A 17,351-nucleotide genomic window follows, 5' to 3' on the forward strand; every position below is an offset into this window, starting at 1 on the left:
TTAACATGACAAATAGAGAGAACCCAACGCCATTGAAGTTTTTATCCTATATTATAGGTTTAAGTATGATACTACTAATCACACTATTTATTTCTACATTAATAGGTGACGCCAAAATTCAAGCCTCTACAATTATAGAGGCTATTTTTAATTATAATCCTAGCAATCAACAGCAAAACATCATCAATGAGATTAGGATTCCCAGAAATATAGCAGCAGTAATTGTAGGTATGGCGCTTGCAGTTTCTGGTGCGATTATACAAGGTGTTACTCGTAATGGTCTTGCTGATCCGGCGCTCATTGGTTTAAATTCAGGTGCTTCATTTGCTTTAGCATTAACATATGCAGTTTTACCAAACACTTCATTTTTAATATTGATGTTTGTTGGATTTTTAGGTGCTATTCTAGGAGGTGCTATTGTATTAATGATAGGCCGATCTAGACGTGATGGATTTAATCCGATGCGTATTATTTTAGCGGGTGCAGCAGTAAGTGCTATGTTAACAGCGCTAAGTCAAGGTATTGCATTAGCTTTTAGACTAAATCAAACAGTAACATTTTGGACTGCTGGAGGCGTTTCAGGCACAACATGGTCACACCTTAAGTGGGCAATTCCATTAATTGGTATTGCGTTATTCATTATATTAACAATTAGTAAACAACTTACCATTTTAAATCTTGGTGAATCATTAGCTAAAGGTTTAGGTCAAAATGTAACAATGATCAGAGGCATATGTTTAATTATTGCTATGATTCTAGCAGGTATTGCAGTTGCTATCGCTGGACAAGTTGCATTTGTAGGTTTGATGGTACCTCATATAGCAAGATTTTTAATTGGAACTGATTATGCTAAAATTCTACCATTAACAGCCTTGTTAGGTGGGATACTCGTGCTTGTTGCCGATGTGATAGCACGATATTTAGGAGAAGCGCCTGTTGGTGCAATCATTTCATTTATCGGTGTTCCTTACTTTTTATATTTAGTTAAAAAAGGAGGACGCTCAATATGATTAGTTCAAATAATAAACGCAGACAATGGATTGCACTGGCTGTTTTTAGCATTCTACTATTTCTAGGTTGTACTTGGAGTATTACCTCAGGTGAATACAACATACCTGTTGAAAGATTTTTCAAAACTTTAATTGGACAAGGTGATGCCATTGATGAGTTAATCTTATTAGATTTCAGATTACCTCGGATGATGATTACTATTTTGGCTGGCGCAGCGCTTAGTATTAGTGGTGCAATAGTGCAAAGTGTCACGAAAAATCCAATAGCTGAACCCGGTATATTAGGTATTAACGCAGGTGGCGGATTTGCAATCGCATTATTTATTGCAATTGGTAAAATTAATGCTGACAACTTTGTTTATGTACTGCCGTTAATAAGTATACTAGGTGGTATCGCCACTGCATTGATTATTTTTATTTTCAGTTTTAATAAAAATGAAGGTGTTACACCTGCGAGTATGGTATTAATAGGTGTAGGTTTACAAACAGCATTATATGGTGGCTCAATTACAATTATGTCAAAATTTGATGATAAGCAATCTGATTTCATCGCTGCTTGGTTTGCAGGTAATATTTGGGGTGACGAATGGCCATTTGTCATTGCATTTTTACCGTGGGTGTTGATTATTATTCCTTACTTACTATTTAAATCGAATACACTAAATATTATTCATACGGGTGATAATATTGCACGAGGTCTAGGTGTAAGGTTAAGCAGAGAACGTTTAATATTATTCTTTATCGCAGTGATGTTATCATCTGCTGCTGTAGCAGTAGCAGGTTCGATTTCGTTTATCGGATTAATGGGTCCGCATATTGCCAAACGTATCGTTGGACCACGTCACCAGTTGTTTTTACCAATTGCCATTTTAGTAGGGGCATGTTTACTTGTTATAGCTGATACAATTGGCAAAATTGTATTACAACCAGGTGGGGTTCCAGCAGGTATTGTCGTAGCAATTATTGGTGCACCGTATTTCTTATATTTAATGTACAAAACGAAAAATGTATAGTGTCAAAGGACACAACTTATTGCTATGAAAGGCACTTTATTATAAGGCTTTTCATAGCATTTTTTATTTAATGAGCCACTCAAGACTATTTATTTTTTCAATAATGAACCATTAAGTTATCAAGAGGATCTTATCAAAAATATATTTGATAACGGTATCAGGTTAATTCTTTATGATAGCGCATTCATTTATTCTGTTTTATACTATGACTGATAATACCAAGGAGGTACAACATGATGAAAAAGTTAATCAATAAAAAAGAAACATTTTTAACTGATATGCTTGAAGGATTGTTAATTGCGCACCCAGAGTTAGATCTGATTGCTAATACAGTTATTGTAAAAAAAGCTAAGAAAGAACATGGTGTAGCAATAGTCTCTGGAGGTGGAAGCGGACATGAACCTGCGCATGCCGGTTTTGTTGCAGAAGGTATGCTAGATGCAGCGGTTTGTGGCGAAGTATTTACATCACCTACACCTGATAAAATATTAGAAGCTATTAAAGCAGTAGATACTGGTGATGGTGTATTACTAGTTGTAAAAAACTATGCAGGTGACGTGATGAATTTCGAAATGGCACAAGAGCTTGCAGAAATGGAAGGTATAAATGTTCAAACTGTTATTGTTCGTGACGACATTGCTGTGACAAACGAAGTACAACGTCGTGGTGTTGCAGGAACAGTGTTTGTTCATAAGCTTGCCGGTTATCTTGCTGAAAAAGGTTATTCATTAACAGAGATAAAATCGCGTGTAGAAGCGTTGTTACCTGAAATTAAAAGTATTGGTATGGCAATTGAGCCACCGCTTGTTCCAACTACTGGAAAATATGGCTTTGATATTGAAGACGACAAAATGGAAATCGGTATTGGTATACATGGTGAAAAAGGTATTCATAGGGAAGAAGTAAAGGATATTGATCATATTGTTGGAACATTGTTAGACGAATTGTATAAAGAAGTTACTGCCAATGATGTCATATTAATGGTAAATGGTATGGGTGGTACGCCGTTATCTGAATTAAATATCGTAACTAAATATATTCAACAAAATTTAGCTGCAAGAACGGTTAATGTTGCTAAATGGTTTGTTGGTGATTATATGACATCTTTAGACATGCAAGGTTTTTCTATAACTATCGTGCCTAATAAACCAGAATATTTGGAAGCATTTTTAGCACCAACAACAAGTCAATACTTTAAATAAGAAGTGAATATGAATAAATATACATTTATGAGGTGGCACAAATGAAAGTGAATGATATGAAAGCACGTTTATTAAATTTAGAAGAAACGTTTAAAAAACATGAATCTGAATTAACTGAATTAGATCGAGCAATTGGTGATGGTGACCACGGGGTTAACATGGTTCGTGGGTTTAGTAGTCTTAAAGACAAACTTGATGATAGCTCAATGCAATCATTGTTCAAATCGACTGGTATGGCATTGATGTCAAATGTTGGGGGTGCATCAGGACCACTGTATGGCTTTAGCTTTGTTAAAATGTCTGCAGTCACCAAAGATGATATGGATAATCAAGATTTCATTACACTAATTCAGGCATTTGCCGAAGCGGTTGAATCACGTGGTAAAGTTACTTTAAATGAAAAGACAATGTATGATGTAGTAGCGCGAGCAGCAGAGAAGCTTGAAAATGGTGAAACTTTAACATTCAATGATTTACAGCAATTAGCAGATAATACAAAAGATATGGTAGCAACGAAAGGTAGAGCTGCATATTTTGGAGAAGAATCAAAAGGTTATATTGATCCAGGTGCTCAAAGTATGGTTTATATTTTAAACGCTTTGATTGGAGATGAAGATAATGCCTAAAATTATACTTGTTAGCCACAGTAAAGAAATTGCAAGTGGTACAAAATCTTTGTTAAAGCAAATGGCAGGTGACGTTGATATTATACCAATCGGGGGATTACCAGATGGTTCAATTGGAACTTCATTTGATATCATCCAAGAAGTTTTGACTAAATTAGAGGATGATGCATTGTGTTTTTACGATATTGGATCTTCAGAAATGAATGTAGATATGGCAATTGAAATGTATGATGGTAATCATCGTGTGTTAAAAGTTGATGCACCAATTGTTGAAGGCAGTTTTATCGCAGCAGTAAAGCTATCAATCGGCGGTTCAATTGATGATGCATTAGCAGAAATCAAACAATCATTTTAGTTAAAATTTACTAATAATGAAAAATGTAAACCTTTTTCAAATGAAACTTTATAAAAAATATGATAGTATATATGTAAATGTTTAATAAAATCTGGAGAAATAGGAGGACATTGCCATGCAACACCTTATAAAAAAACATGTATTGAATGGCGAGTTTGATTTAGTACGACAATTGATGTCCGAAACAGATTTTATGGAATTTGAAGAAGCATATATTTCAAGTGCGCATGAAGTAGAAAGTATGATGTTTTATACATGTATTTTAGATATGATTAAGTACGAAGAATCATCTGAAATGCATGACTTAGCATTTTTATTGCTTGTGTATCCACTAAGTGAATATGAAGGTGCTTTGGATTCTGCTTATTATCATGCAGACGCTTCCATAAAACTTACTGACGGCAAAGAAGTTAAAAGTTTGTTACAAATGTTATTATTGCATGCGATACCAACACCTGTTATTTCAGATAAGAAGGCTTTTGATATCGCCAAGCAAATTTTAAAATTAGATCCTAATAATAATGTTGCTCGTAACGTCTTAAAAGACACTGCCAAACGTATGGACAACGTTGTTGTTGATATAAATGAATTACACCAACGTAATGCACGTTAATTACATTTCAATTATATTAGCTTAATAATAGTTTTAACATTTGGTTGGGTTGGGACATATGTTCCAGCCTTTTTTAATACTTAAAAACTAACGAAGTATACTTGTGTGCACAAATGGTTTTTATACAACATTTTATAAATTTATACATTTTAATAAAGAACATACGATAGATGGTTTAAACCTTGTTAACTGAGAAATTTTGATATGTATTCTTCGAAATTTAACTAAATATACGAAATTCAAGAAGCACAATAATTAATCATTTTTCCTATACAAAAGTTCGTATGACTGCATTATAAAAGCATAAATTTATAATTTTTTTAAATGTCATTGAACGTGATAATGTGAATGGATTGAGCAATTTTGAAAAAGTGAAAAATAACCTATGCGACTTGCAATTAATTTTCAGTACGTTATAATGCACACTGTGCAAAATTAAGGAGGTCTATTATTCACATGATGATGAATAAAGAAGCAACAAAAATTGGATTTGCCTACGTCGGCATTGTAGTGGGCGCAGGATTTTCAACTGGACAAGAAGTTATGCAATTTTTCACTAAATATGGCTTGTGGGCTTATTTAGGTGTTATTATATCTGGTTTTATTTTAGCTTTTATTGGGCGCCAAGTAGCAAAAATTGGTACTGCCTTTGAAGCGACAAATCATGAATCAACATTACAATACGTATTCGGTGAAAAGTTTAGTAAAGTCTTTGATTATATTTTAATCTTCTTCTTATTTGGTATAGCTGTAACCATGATAGCTGGTGCAGGCGCAACATTTGAAGAAAGTTATAACATACCTACATGGCTAGGTGCTTTAATTATGACATTAGCGATTTATATTACGTTGCTATTAGACTTTAATAAAATAGTACGTGCACTAGGTATCGTTACACCATTTTTAATTGTTTTAGTTGTATTAATCGCTGGCGTTTATTTATTTAAAGGTCATGTTTCATTAGCAGAAGTTAACCAAGTAGTGCCTGAAGCAAGTATTTGGAAGGGAATCTGGTTTGGTACAATATATGGTGGATTAGCTTTTTCTGTAGGTTTTAGTACCATCGTAGCAATCGGTGGGGATACTGAAAAGCGTACAGTGTCAGGTGCAGGCGCGATGTATGGTGGTATTATCTATACTGTATTACTAGCATTGATCAACTTTGCATTGCAAAGTGAATATCCAACTATTAAAAATGCCTCAATTCCTACATTGACGTTAGCAAATAATATCCATCCTTTAATAGCAACAGTGTTATCTGTTATTATGCTGGCGGTTATGTATAATACTATTCTAGGACTAATGTATTCATTTGCAGCACGTTTTACAGAACCATACAGTAAAAATTATCATATCTTTATTATTATAATGATGGTAGCAGGTTATTTATTAAGTTTCGTAGGATTTGCTGAATTAATTAATAAGTTATATACAATTATGGGATATGTAGGCTTATTTATTGTAGTAGCTGTAATTATTAAATATTTCAAACGTAAAAATGCGGATAAAAAACATATTGCTTAATATCATATGAGGGATATCCGAAACTTTACAATTGAATCACTTTGTTTTAACCTTAAAAGCAATTCGTCTCTACTCTTATCGGGCGAATTGCTTTTTATATTTATTCAGTCTATTAATATGAGCGTCTAACAAATAGAGAGGTACGATGTAATGAATAAAGATAATAAATGGACGATGATAACTGCGCTTTTTATAACTGTAATCAGTGTATTGTTAGCATTTCATCTGAAACAACATTATGACCAAATTACAAATGAGAACCATGCTAATAAAGACAAAATTAATATTAAAAATAAAAATGTGCGCATTTATCAAAACCTTACATACAATAGAGTTTTCCCTAACAGTAAATTAGATATTATTACACCTGTTGATATGTCTTCTAATGCCAAACTGCCAGTTATTTTTTGGATGCACGGCGGTGGTTATATTGCGGGTGATAAGCAGTATAAAAACCCATTATTAGCGAAAATTGCTGAACAAGGGTACATTGTTGTGAATGTAAATTATGCATTGGCGCCACAATATAAATATCCCACACCATTAATTCAAATGAATCAAGCAACTCAATTCATTAAAGAAAATAAAATGAATTTACCTATTGATTTTAATCAAGTAATTATTGGCGGTGATTCTGCAGGTGCTCAATTAGCTAGCCAATTTACGGCAATACAGACGAATGATCGCTTAAGAGAAGCCATGAAATTTGATCAGTCATTCAAACCATCGCAAATTAAAGGTGCTATACTATTTGGTGGTTTTTATAATATGCAAACAGTTAGAGAAACTGAGTTTCCAAGAATACAGTTATTTATGAAAAGTTATACTGGCGAAGAAGATTGGGAAAAGAGCTTTAAAAATATTTCACAAATGTCGACAGTAAAACAATCGACAAAAAATTATCCACCAACATTTTTATCTGTTGGAGATAGCGATCCATTCGAAAGTCAAAATATAGAATTCAGTAAGAAATTACAAGAATTGAATGTACCAGTAGATACTTTGTTTTATGATGGTACGCATCATTTACATCATCAGTATCAATTTCACCTTAATAAACCTGAATCGATAGATAACATCAAAAAAGTGTTACTTTTCTTAAGTCGTAATACATCTTCTAGTGGTATTCAAACTGAAGAGAAACCACAAATAGAAAATCCGAGTAATGAATTACCGTTAAATCCTTTAAACTAATGATAAACAGTAGTAATTTATTACTTAAGCAACATTTAAAATCTTCAAATTGAAAACGAAGAATTTAAAACATGTGGGGCTAATGTGTAAGAGTCTGAGATATAATAAATTGTTAGCGGTTCTTTATCATTTCTATCTCACCCTATTATGATGTGACATTTATTTTACAAACTAATTTGTTTTGAACCTGAAAATAACTTTTTACAACTAAATTGTTTTGAACCTGAAAATAACTTTTTACAACTCAATTGTCGAAAAACAGTGTGTACATGATATAATAAATTTATAAATTGAAAAGAATTCAAAAGAAAAATTAAAATATAGATTGAGCACGAAGTGATTTGAAATAAGGTTGTGAAAGGGAATGACAAGGTCAGCATTAAAACCATTTAAAAATAAACGCGTTATGGTTACTGGACGTATACAACGTGTTTTGTTTAAAAATTATTTAGATAGACATAGCACATTTAAGCCGAATGTAAGGATATTATTAAAAGATGTATTTGTTTCAGGTGTATCAATAGATCATTTATGGTTATATGAGACAAATAAATACTATGCATTGGCAATGGAACTTATTCATCAACGAGTAAAATTTAGTGCGAATGTTGTACCATATTACAAAATAAATAGAAATAATAATTTATTCGTACAAGATTATGGAATTAAGCGTAAAGGTAGGTTAATTACTGAAGAAGCTTACAATCAAAACAATCAGTATCAGGATAAGATATATGAAAAATTACCGGATATAGATTTTAGACTCGAAGATTTTTATAGTAAGGAAAACTAAACAACATATATAAAGCACCACTAATCGTAGTTGATAGTTGATCAATTACACATTAGTGGTGCTTTATTTTGAATTTAAATTTGATAAATGAATAAGAGTATACGCATTCATTTAAGATTAGATGACATTGATAAGTATGAGTAATGTATTAGGTAACCATTAAATTCGTTGTTATGCGATTCTGATACAAGATTATGATAAAATAGCTTTAATTAAGAATTTTAGCCATCATATAGTCATCGTAATATTTACCATCGATAAATAACTTATCTTTTAAAACGCCTTCGATTTGAAAATCGGCACTTTTAAAAAGCTCGAGGGCAGGTTGGTTATTGAGTGGTACATTTGCTTCAATTCGGTGTATTTGATTGTTTAAACACCAAGCCATAATGGCATCAAGAAGTGCTTGGCCAATTCCACGATGTTGATATAATTTCTTTACACCTAAATCAATTTTAGCAACATGTTTAATGCGTTGAAATGGTGTCGTATTAACAAAGGCAAAGCCAACGAGTTGTTCATCACTTTCAGCAACAAAGATGACTTTATGTGGAGAAGTGATATATTCTTCTAATTGTTTACTAGCCGATGTGACGCTAGGATCATATTCTCCTGGTGTGTAGAACATATACGGAGATTCGTCGTATATTTTCGCTAACATTGAAATGAAATTTTCTACATCTTTGATACTAACTCTACGTATAATATGGGCCATAAAAAGCCTCCAGTATTTTGAAATTTTAAAACATTTGCTACTATTATAATATATATGTAACTAAAAGGTGGAGTAATATGTTTTTTGGTTACAGTTTAAAGGAGTATTTTAGATGAAACCTAAAGTTTTATTAGCAGGTGGAACAGGATATATTGGTAAGTATTTAAGTGAAGTGATTGAAAATGATGCTGAACTTTTTACTATATCAAAATATCCAGACAATAAAAAAACAGATGATGTTGAAATGACTTGGATTCAGTGTGATATATTTCATTACGAACAGGTTGTTGCAGCAATGAATCAAATAGATATTGCTGTATTCTTTATCGACCCAACAAAGAATTCTGCCAAAATAACACAATCATCAGCAAGAGATTTAACATTAATCGCAGCAGATAATTTTGGTCGAGCAGCGGCTATCAATCAAGTAAAAAAAGTAATCTACATACCTGGGAGTCGTTATGATAATGAAACAATTGAACGCCTAGGTGCATATGGTACACCTGTAGAAACAACAAATTTAGTTTTTAAACGTTCTTTAGTTAATGTAGAATTACAAGTTTCAAAGTATGATGATGTTAGATCAACGATGAAGGTAGTTTTACCAAAGGGATGGACATTAAAGAACGTTGTAAACCATTTTATTGCATGGATGGGTTACACTAAAGGAACTTTTGTGAAAACAGAAAAATCACATGATCAATTTAAGATATATATTAAGAATAAGGTGCGACCGCTCGCAGTATTTAAAATAGAAGAAACAGCTGACGGAATAATAACTTTAATTTTATTGAGTGGAAGTTTAGTGAAAAAATACACAGTTAATCAAGGGAAGTTAGAATTTAGATTAATCAAAGAGTCGGCAGTCGTTTATATACATCTATACGATTATATCCCTCGATTATTTTGGCCGATTTATTACTTTATACAAGCACCAATGCAAAAAATGATGATTCATGGCTTTGAAGTTGACTGCCGGATTAAAGATTTTCAAAGTCGATTAAAATCAGGAGAAAATATGAAATATACTAAATGATATTGGGTGATATGGATGCAAATACTACTAGTAGAAGATGACAATACTTTGTTTCAAGAATTGAAAAAAGAATTAGAACAATGGGATTTTAATGTTGCTGGTATTGAAGATTTCGGCAAAGTAATGGATACATTTGAAAGTTTTAATCCTGAAATTGTTATATTGGATGTTCAATTACCTAAATATGATGGGTTTTATTGGTGCAGAAAAATGAGAGAAGTTTCCAACGTACCAATATTATTTTTATCATCTCGTGATAATCCAATGGATCAAGTGATGAGTATGGAACTTGGCGCAGATGATTATATGCAAAAACCGTTCTATACCAATGTATTAATTGCTAAATTACAAGCGATTTATCGTCGTGTCTATGAGTTTACAGCTGAAGAAAAACGTACATTGACTTGGCAAGATGCTGTCGTTGATCTATCAAAAGATAGTATACAAAAAGGTGACGATACGATTTTTCTATCCAAAACAGAAATGATTATATTAGAAATTCTTATTACCAAAAAAAATCAAATCGTTTCGAGAGATACAATTATCACTGCATTATGGGATGATGAAGCATTTGTTAGTGATAATACGTTAACAGTAAATGTGAATCGTTTACGAAAAAAATTATCTGAAATAAGTATGGATAGTGCAATCGAAACAAAAGTAGGAAAAGGATATATGGCTCATGAATAATTTGAAATGGGTAGCTTATTTTTTGAAATCTCGCATGAACTGGATATTTTGGATATTGTTTTTAAACTTGCTTATGTTAGGCATTAGTCTAATCGATTATGATTTTCCAATAGACAGTTTATTTTATATTGTTTCTTTGAATTTAAGTTTAACAATGATTTTTCTTATATTGACATATTTTAAAGAAGTAAAATTATATAAGCATTTTGACAAAGATAAAGAAATAGAAGAAATTAAACATAAAGATTTAGCGGAAACGCCATTTCAACGTCATACAGTTGATTATTTATATCGTCAAATCTCAGCGCACAAAGAAAAGGTTGTTGAGCAACAGTTACAATTGAACATGCATGAACAAACCATTACAGAATTTGTGCACGACATAAAAACACCTGTGACAGCCATGAAATTATTAATTGATCAAGAAAAAAATCAAGAAAGAAAACAGGCATTACTATATGAATGGTCTCGTATAAACTCGATGCTGGATACACAGCTGTATATTACTAGATTAGAATCTCAACGCAAAGATATGTATTTTGATTACGTGTCACTTAAACGCATGGTCATTGACGAAATACAATTAACAAGACATATTAGTCAGGTTAAAGGTATTGGTTTTGATGTTGACTTTAAAGTGGATGATTATGTTTATACAGATATAAAATGGTGCCGTATGATTATTAGACAGATTTTGTCAAACGCATTGAAATATAGTGAGAATTTTAATATTGAAATTGGGACAGAATTAAATGATCAACATGTTTCGTTATATATTAAAGACTATGGCAGAGGTATTAGTAAAAAAGATATGCCGCGAATATTTGAACGAGGATTTACGTCAACGGCTAACAGAAATGAAACGACGTCTTCAGGTATGGGTCTATATTTAGTAAATAGTGTAAAGGATCAATTAGGTATTCACCTGCAAGTCACGTCGACTGTTGGTAAGGGGACAACTGTCAGATTGATTTTCCCATTACAAAATGAAATTGTTGAACGCATGTCGGAAGTGACAAATTTGTCATTTTAAACATGCGTTTTGTTACTTAGAATTGATACATCAATGCAGCTTCAACGTTATAATAAGATAGATGTTAGTCATATGTTAAATTGAAGATACAAGTGCCAAAGCCTAAAGGAAATGAAGTTAAGATAAATTATAGGAGTGTTAAAGTGGCAATTTTAGAAGTAAAACAATTAACAAAAATATATGGAACTAAAAAAATGGCACAAGAAGTGTTGCGAGATATCAATATGTCTATTGAAGAAGGCGAGTTTATTGCTATTATGGGTCCCTCTGGATCTGGGAAAACGACATTATTAAATGTTTTAAGTTCAATTGATTATATTTCACAAGGTTCTATTACATTAAAAGGAAAAAAATTAGAAAAGCTTTCAAACAAGGAATTATCTGATATACGCAAGCATGATATTGGGTTTATTTTTCAAGAGTATAATTTACTGCATACATTGACTGTTAAAGAAAACATAATGTTACCACTAACGGTTCAGAAGTTAGATAAAGAACATATGTTAAATCGTTATGAAAAAGTAGCAGAAGCATTAAATATATTGGATATTAGTGATAAATACCCTTCTGAATTGTCTGGTGGACAAAGACAACGAACATCTGCTGCAAGAGCGTTTATTACATTACCTTCTATTATATTTGCTGACGAACCAACAGGTGCACTGGATTCTAAAAGTACTCAAGATTTATTAAAACGATTAACAAGAATGAATGAAGCATTTAAGTCTACAATTATTATGGTAACGCATGATCCTGTTGCAGCAAGTTATGCCAATCGAGTAGTGATGCTAAAAGATGGTCAAATTTTCACTGAATTATACCAAGGGGATGACGATAAACATACCTTTTTCAAAGAAATAATACGTGTACAAAGTGTTTTAGGTGGCGTTAATTATGACCTTTAACGAGATAATATTTAAAAATTTCCGTCAAAATTTATCACATTATGCCATCTATCTTTTTTCATTAATTACGAGTGTAGTATTGTATTTTAGCTTTGTAGCATTAAAATACGCGCATAAACTAAACATGACAGAGTCATATCCAATTATAAAGGAAGGCTCACAAGTCGGAAGCTACTTTCTATTTTTCATCATAATTGCATTTTTGTTATATGCCAATGTGTTATTTATTAAACGACGAAGTTATGAGCTTGCATTATATCAAACATTAGGTTTATCTAAATTCAACATTATTTATATACTAATGCTCGAACAATTACTAATATTTATAATTACGGCAATATTAGGTATTATTATTGGTATTTTTGGTTCGAAACTGTTATTAATGATTGTCTTTACATTATTAGGAATTAAAGAAAAGGTTCCAATTATTTTTAGTTTGAGGGCGGTATTTGAAACATTAATGTTAATCGGTGTCGCTTATTTTTTAACATCTGCTCAAAATTTTATATTAGTGTTCAAACAATCTATTTCACAGATGTCAAAGAATAACCAGGTTAAAGAAACAAATCATAATAAAATTACATTTGAAGAGGTTGTTTTAGGCATCTTAGGTATAGTATTGATTACCACAGGATACTATCTATCTTTGAACATTGTTCAATATTATGATTCTATCGGTACACTTATGTTTATTTTATTGTCAACTGTGATTGGGGCATACTTATTTTTTAAAAGCTCTGTTTCTCTAGTTTTTAAAATGGTGAAGAAGTTTAGAAAAGGTGTTATAAGTGTAAATGATGTCATGTTCTCATCATCTATTATGTATCGTATTAAGAAAAATGCTTTTTCACTTACGGTCATGGCAATCATTTCAGCGATTACTGTTTCAGTTCTTTGCTTTGCTGCTATAAGTAGAGCGTCCTTATCAAGTGAAATAAAATATACTGCACCACACGACGTTACAATTAAAGACCAACAAAAAGCTAATCAATTAGCAAGTGAATTAAACAATCAAAAAATTCCTCATTTTTATAATTATAAAGAAGTAATTCATACGAAATTGTATAAAGATAATTTATTTGATGTAAAAGCGAAAGAACCATACAATGTAACAATTACTAGTGATAAATATATCCCTAATACTGATTTGAAACGTGGACAAGCTGATTTGTTTGTAGCGGAAGGTTCTATCAAAGATTTAGTGAAACATAAGAAGCATGGTAAAGCAGTTATAGGAACGAAAAAACATCATGTTAATATTAAGTTGCGGAAAGATATTAATAAAATCTATTTTATGACAGATGTTGATTTAGGTGGACCAACGTTTGTCTTAAATGACAAAGACTATCAAGAAATAAGAAAGTATACAAAAGCAAAGCATATCGTCTCTCAATTTGGATTCGATTTGAAACATAAAAAAGATGCTTTAGCATTAGAAAAAGTGAAAAATAAAGTTGATAAATCTATTAAAACAAGAAGTGAAGCGATAAGCTCAATATCAAGTTTAACCGGAATATTATTATTTGTAACATCATTTTTAGGTATTACATTCTTGATTGCTGTATGTTGCATTATATACATAAAGCAAATAGATGAAACCGAAGATGAGTTAGAGAATTATAGTATTTTGAGAAAGCTTGGATTTACACAAAAAGATATGGCAAGGGGACTAAAGTTTAAAATTATGTTTAATTTTGGGTTACCTTTAGTTATTGCACTATCACATGCATATTTTACATCATTAGCATATATGAAATTAATGGGTACAACGAATCAAATACCGGTTTTCATAGTAATGGGATTATACATTTGTATGTATGCTGTTTTTGCAGTGACGGCTTATAATCATTCCAAGCGAACAATTAGACATTCCATATAAAATATACAGATGGCTTTCAGTAGAGTAGTGGATTCGGATTCACGAACTATACTGGAAGCTTTTTATTATAAATGAAGAGAAGTTATATTTTTAGCATGTATAGTTGAATACTGGGTTAAAATACCATATTAATAATGAAGTAAAGGTATGAGTGATTATGAAAGTGTTTTGAATGAAATATATTTAATTGGTGATGCTTTTAATTGAAAAGATTAATAGGATTCAACTTTGTAAATTGTATTAAATGTGAGAAAATAAAAGTATATTCATTGAGAGATATATGAGTCAATGATCGTTTTAAACAAGATAAGTGTATTTTAATATGTAAAAGTTATGTAATAAATATTGTATCGTTGCAAATTTCCCAACTATATCCATTTACAATTTTTAGAGTTGTATAGATAAAAAATTGCCTATACAATAACTTTTTCAAAACAAATGCCTACTACTATTTAAATTTTATGTAAAAGTTAAGTTTCGGAATTGTTAAAAATTTGTAAATTGAATTGTGGGATTGTAAATTTTGTGCTATTTTCATATAAGGGCAAATACAGTAAATTGTTTACTGTGAGGCATTTTTGAAATTAATATCAGTACACTAAAATTATACTGACGATTGATAATAACAAATTTGTATCATTAGTTTGTAAATTCACTTGTCTTAATTTGAAACAAATTATAACTGAATGTGATTGGTGACAATCGCTTAAATGGAGGATTTTAAATGTTTAGTAAGAAAAAAGATAAGTTTATGGTTCAATTAGAAGAGATGGTTTTCAATCTGGATCGTGCTGCTATTGAATTCGGTAAAATGGATTTCAATACACATTTAGATTTAAAAGCATACTCAGACAACATTAAAACTTATGAGTCACATGGTGACGAATTAGTACATCAAGTAATTACTGATTTAAATCAAACATTTATCACACCAATTGAACGTGAAGATATTTTATCATTATGTGATGCAATTGATGATGTTTTAGATGCAATTGAAGAAACGGCAGCTATGTTTGAAATGTATTCAATCGAATACACAGATGAATATATGGCTGAGTTTGTTGATAATATTCAAAAAGCAGTTGCAGAAATGAAACTTGCTGTCGGCTTATTAGTCGATAAAAAATTATCACATATGCGTATTCATTCAATTAATATTAAAGAATTTGAAACAAACTGTGATGGTATTTTAAGACAGTCAATTAAACATATTTTCAATAGCGAAACAGATCCAATCACTTTAATTAAAATAAAAGATATTTATGAAAGCATGGAAGAAATCGCTGATAAATGTCAAATCGTAGCAAATAATTTTGAAACTATTATTATGAAAAATAGCTAAGGGGAGTATATATTTATGTCATATATAATCATCGTCACTATAGCTGTAGTTATTTTCTCGCTGATATTTGACTTTATCAATGGATTCCATGATACAGCCAATGCAGTAGCTACTGCTGTATCTACTAGAGCGTTAACGCCTAAAACGGCAATTTTAATGGCAGCAGTGATGAACTTTATAGGTGCTTTAACATTTACGGGCGTTGCAGGCACCATTACTAAAGACATTGTCGATCCATTTAAATTGGAAAATGGATTAGTTGTTGTGTTAGCTGCAATACTTGCGGCTATTATTTGGAATTTAGCTACTTGGTTTTACGGAATTCCAAGTTCGTCTTCACATGCACTTATAGGTTCAATTGCGGGTGCAGCAATCGCATCTGAAGGCTCATTTGGAGTGTTACATTACCAAGGTTTCACAAAAATTATTATTGTATTAATCGTTTCACCGATAATCGCATTTTGTGTTGGTTTCTTGATGTATTCAATTTTTAAAGTTATCTTTAAAAATGCAAATTTAACAAGAGCGAATCGTAACTTTAGATTTTTCCAAATTTTCACAGCAGCGTTACAATCATTCTCTCACGGTACGAATGATGCGCAAAAGTCAATGGGTATTATTACGTTGGCATTAATTGTTGCTAATGTACAGAATGATGGCAGCGTTGAACCACAGTTATGGGTAAAATTTGCCTGTGCGACAGCAATGGGGCTTGGTACTGCAATTGGTGGCTGGAAAATTATCAAAACTGTAGGTGGTAATATTATGAAAATACGTCCAGCAAATGGTGCTGCGGCCGATTTATCATCTGCATTAACAATTTTTGTTGCATCATCGCTACATTTCCCATTATCAACAACTCACGTTGTGTCATCATCAATCTTAGGTGTTGGTGCTTCTAACCGAGCTAAAGGTGTAAAATGGAGCACTGCGCAACGAATGATCATTACATGGGTGATTACATTACCTATTTCAGCATTGTTAGCAGGTTTACTATTCTATATACTTAACTTATTTTTCTAATTGAAAATAAAACTAAACTGAACTTCAGTATCACAAACATATGGTGGTATTGAAGTTCAGTTTTTTATGTAAGTAGATAACATATTTTATAGAGTTTACGTAGAATGACCAAGACAAAGCATTTTAATTAGGGGTCTAAGTTATAAATTTATTCCATGGAACATAAACAGTTAGGTCATTAAAATATAAGTAAGCGTAAAATAATGATTTAATAGTTTATATTCTTCAATGAAGGAATAATTAAATAGTTATCAACTTGTTTAATTAACCTAAATTGTATTGGACTTTATTTAATATAAATTTGTATATGTAGAAGAAAAAGCGTAAAATACTGGTATAACAAATTAAATCATTATATAGTCAACTTAGTTGCATTATTTTGATTTTTAATATATTAT

General features: G+C 31.4%; 17 protein-coding genes. 16 read left to right on the top strand and 1 reads right to left on the bottom strand.

Annotated features, from left to right (window positions below):
- The first annotated feature begins 5 nt into the window (after positions 1-5).
- From HMPREF3247_RS10990 to HMPREF3247_RS11035, 9 genes are all read left to right on the top strand, one after another.
- Complete coding sequence (locus HMPREF3247_RS10990; RefSeq protein ID WP_000184747.1) at positions 6-1,010, top strand: FecCD family ABC transporter permease; 1,005 nt, start codon at positions 6-8, stop codon at positions 1,008-1,010.
- Positions 1,007-2,023, top strand: coding sequence for a FecCD family ABC transporter permease (locus HMPREF3247_RS10995; RefSeq protein ID WP_000625887.1), 1,017 nt, complete (start codon positions 1,007-1,009; stop codon positions 2,021-2,023). The genes HMPREF3247_RS10990 and HMPREF3247_RS10995 overlap by 4 nt, the downstream gene beginning before the upstream one ends.
- A gap of 233 nt (positions 2,024-2,256) precedes the next feature.
- Complete coding sequence (gene dhaK, locus HMPREF3247_RS11000; RefSeq protein WP_000976269.1) at positions 2,257-3,225, top strand: dihydroxyacetone kinase subunit DhaK; 969 nt, start codon at positions 2,257-2,259, stop codon at positions 3,223-3,225.
- A gap of 41 nt (positions 3,226-3,266) precedes the next feature.
- Positions 3,267-3,851 carry a dihydroxyacetone kinase subunit DhaL gene (gene dhaL / locus HMPREF3247_RS11005; RefSeq protein ID WP_000867201.1) on the top strand — a complete coding sequence of 195 codons (585 nt, stop codon included), beginning with the start codon at positions 3,267-3,269 and terminating at the stop codon, positions 3,849-3,851.
- Positions 3,844-4,206, top strand: coding sequence for a dihydroxyacetone kinase phosphoryl donor subunit DhaM (gene dhaM / locus HMPREF3247_RS11010; RefSeq protein WP_001124167.1), 363 nt, complete (start codon positions 3,844-3,846; stop codon positions 4,204-4,206). The genes dhaL and dhaM overlap by 8 nt, the downstream gene beginning before the upstream one ends.
- Before the next feature lie 115 nt (positions 4,207-4,321).
- A complete protein-coding gene (locus tag HMPREF3247_RS11015) occupies positions 4,322-4,819 on the top strand; it encodes a hypothetical protein (RefSeq protein WP_001164085.1) in 498 nt (165 codons plus the stop codon).
- A gap of 456 nt (positions 4,820-5,275) precedes the next feature.
- The gene (locus tag HMPREF3247_RS11020; protein ID WP_000980137.1) at positions 5,276-6,343 is read left to right on the top strand and encodes a YkvI family membrane protein; all 1,068 of its coding nucleotides are present in this window, start codon (positions 5,276-5,278) and stop codon (positions 6,341-6,343) included.
- A gap of 150 nt (positions 6,344-6,493) precedes the next feature.
- Positions 6,494-7,537 (top strand): alpha/beta hydrolase, encoded by a 1,044-nt coding sequence (locus HMPREF3247_RS11025; RefSeq protein ID WP_001030771.1) that lies wholly within the window; start codon positions 6,494-6,496, stop codon positions 7,535-7,537.
- A 364-nt stretch (positions 7,538-7,901) separates the two neighbouring features.
- Positions 7,902-8,330, top strand: a complete 429-nt coding sequence (locus tag HMPREF3247_RS11035; RefSeq protein WP_000198504.1) for a hypothetical protein — start codon at positions 7,902-7,904, stop codon at positions 8,328-8,330.
- Positions 8,331-8,538: 208 nt separating this feature from the next.
- On the opposite strand, the gene HMPREF3247_RS11040 is transcribed toward HMPREF3247_RS11035, so the two are convergent.
- A complete protein-coding gene (locus HMPREF3247_RS11040; RefSeq protein ID WP_000940129.1) occupies positions 8,539-9,045 on the bottom strand; it encodes a GNAT family N-acetyltransferase in 507 nt (168 codons plus the stop codon).
- 112 nt (positions 9,046-9,157) lie between these two features.
- Here HMPREF3247_RS11040 and graX point away from each other — a divergent pair, with 112 nt between their 5' ends.
- The 7 genes from graX (at position 9,158) to HMPREF3247_RS11075 (ending at position 16,953) form a co-directional block, all read left to right on the top strand.
- Positions 9,158-10,081 (top strand): auxiliary protein GraX/ApsX, encoded by a 924-nt coding sequence (gene graX / locus HMPREF3247_RS11045; RefSeq protein ID WP_000802955.1) that lies wholly within the window; start codon positions 9,158-9,160, stop codon positions 10,079-10,081.
- A gap of 15 nt (positions 10,082-10,096) precedes the next feature.
- The gene (gene graR, locus HMPREF3247_RS11050; protein ID WP_001166500.1) at positions 10,097-10,771 is read left to right on the top strand and encodes a response regulator transcription factor GraR/ApsR; all 675 of its coding nucleotides are present in this window, start codon (positions 10,097-10,099) and stop codon (positions 10,769-10,771) included.
- Positions 10,764-11,804: a histidine kinase GraS/ApsS gene (gene graS / locus HMPREF3247_RS11055; RefSeq protein ID WP_001061262.1), complete on the top strand. Its 1,041-nt coding sequence runs from the start codon at positions 10,764-10,766 to the stop codon at positions 11,802-11,804. Before graR ends, graS begins: the two co-directional genes overlap by 8 nt.
- Positions 11,805-11,947: 143 nt before the next feature.
- Entirely contained in the window at positions 11,948-12,709 is a 762-nt protein-coding gene (vraF, locus tag HMPREF3247_RS11060) for an ABC transporter ATP-binding protein VraF (protein ID WP_000985996.1), read from the top strand.
- Entirely contained in the window at positions 12,699-14,588 is a 1,890-nt protein-coding gene (gene vraG / locus HMPREF3247_RS11065) for an ABC transporter permease VraG (protein ID WP_000143627.1), read from the top strand. Before vraF ends, vraG begins: the two co-directional genes overlap by 11 nt.
- A 724-nt stretch (positions 14,589-15,312) precedes the next feature.
- Positions 15,313-15,930, top strand: coding sequence for a DUF47 domain-containing protein (locus HMPREF3247_RS11070; RefSeq protein WP_000491755.1), 618 nt, complete (start codon positions 15,313-15,315; stop codon positions 15,928-15,930).
- A 15-nt stretch (positions 15,931-15,945) separates the two neighbouring features.
- Positions 15,946-16,953 (top strand): inorganic phosphate transporter, encoded by a 1,008-nt coding sequence (locus HMPREF3247_RS11075; RefSeq protein WP_000120368.1) that lies wholly within the window; start codon positions 15,946-15,948, stop codon positions 16,951-16,953.
- Positions 16,954-17,351: the final 398 nt, after the last annotated feature.

Source organism: Staphylococcus sp. HMSC36A10 (assembly GCF_001838845.1).
Classification (GTDB): domain Bacteria; phylum Bacillota; class Bacilli; order Staphylococcales; family Staphylococcaceae; genus Staphylococcus; species Staphylococcus aureus.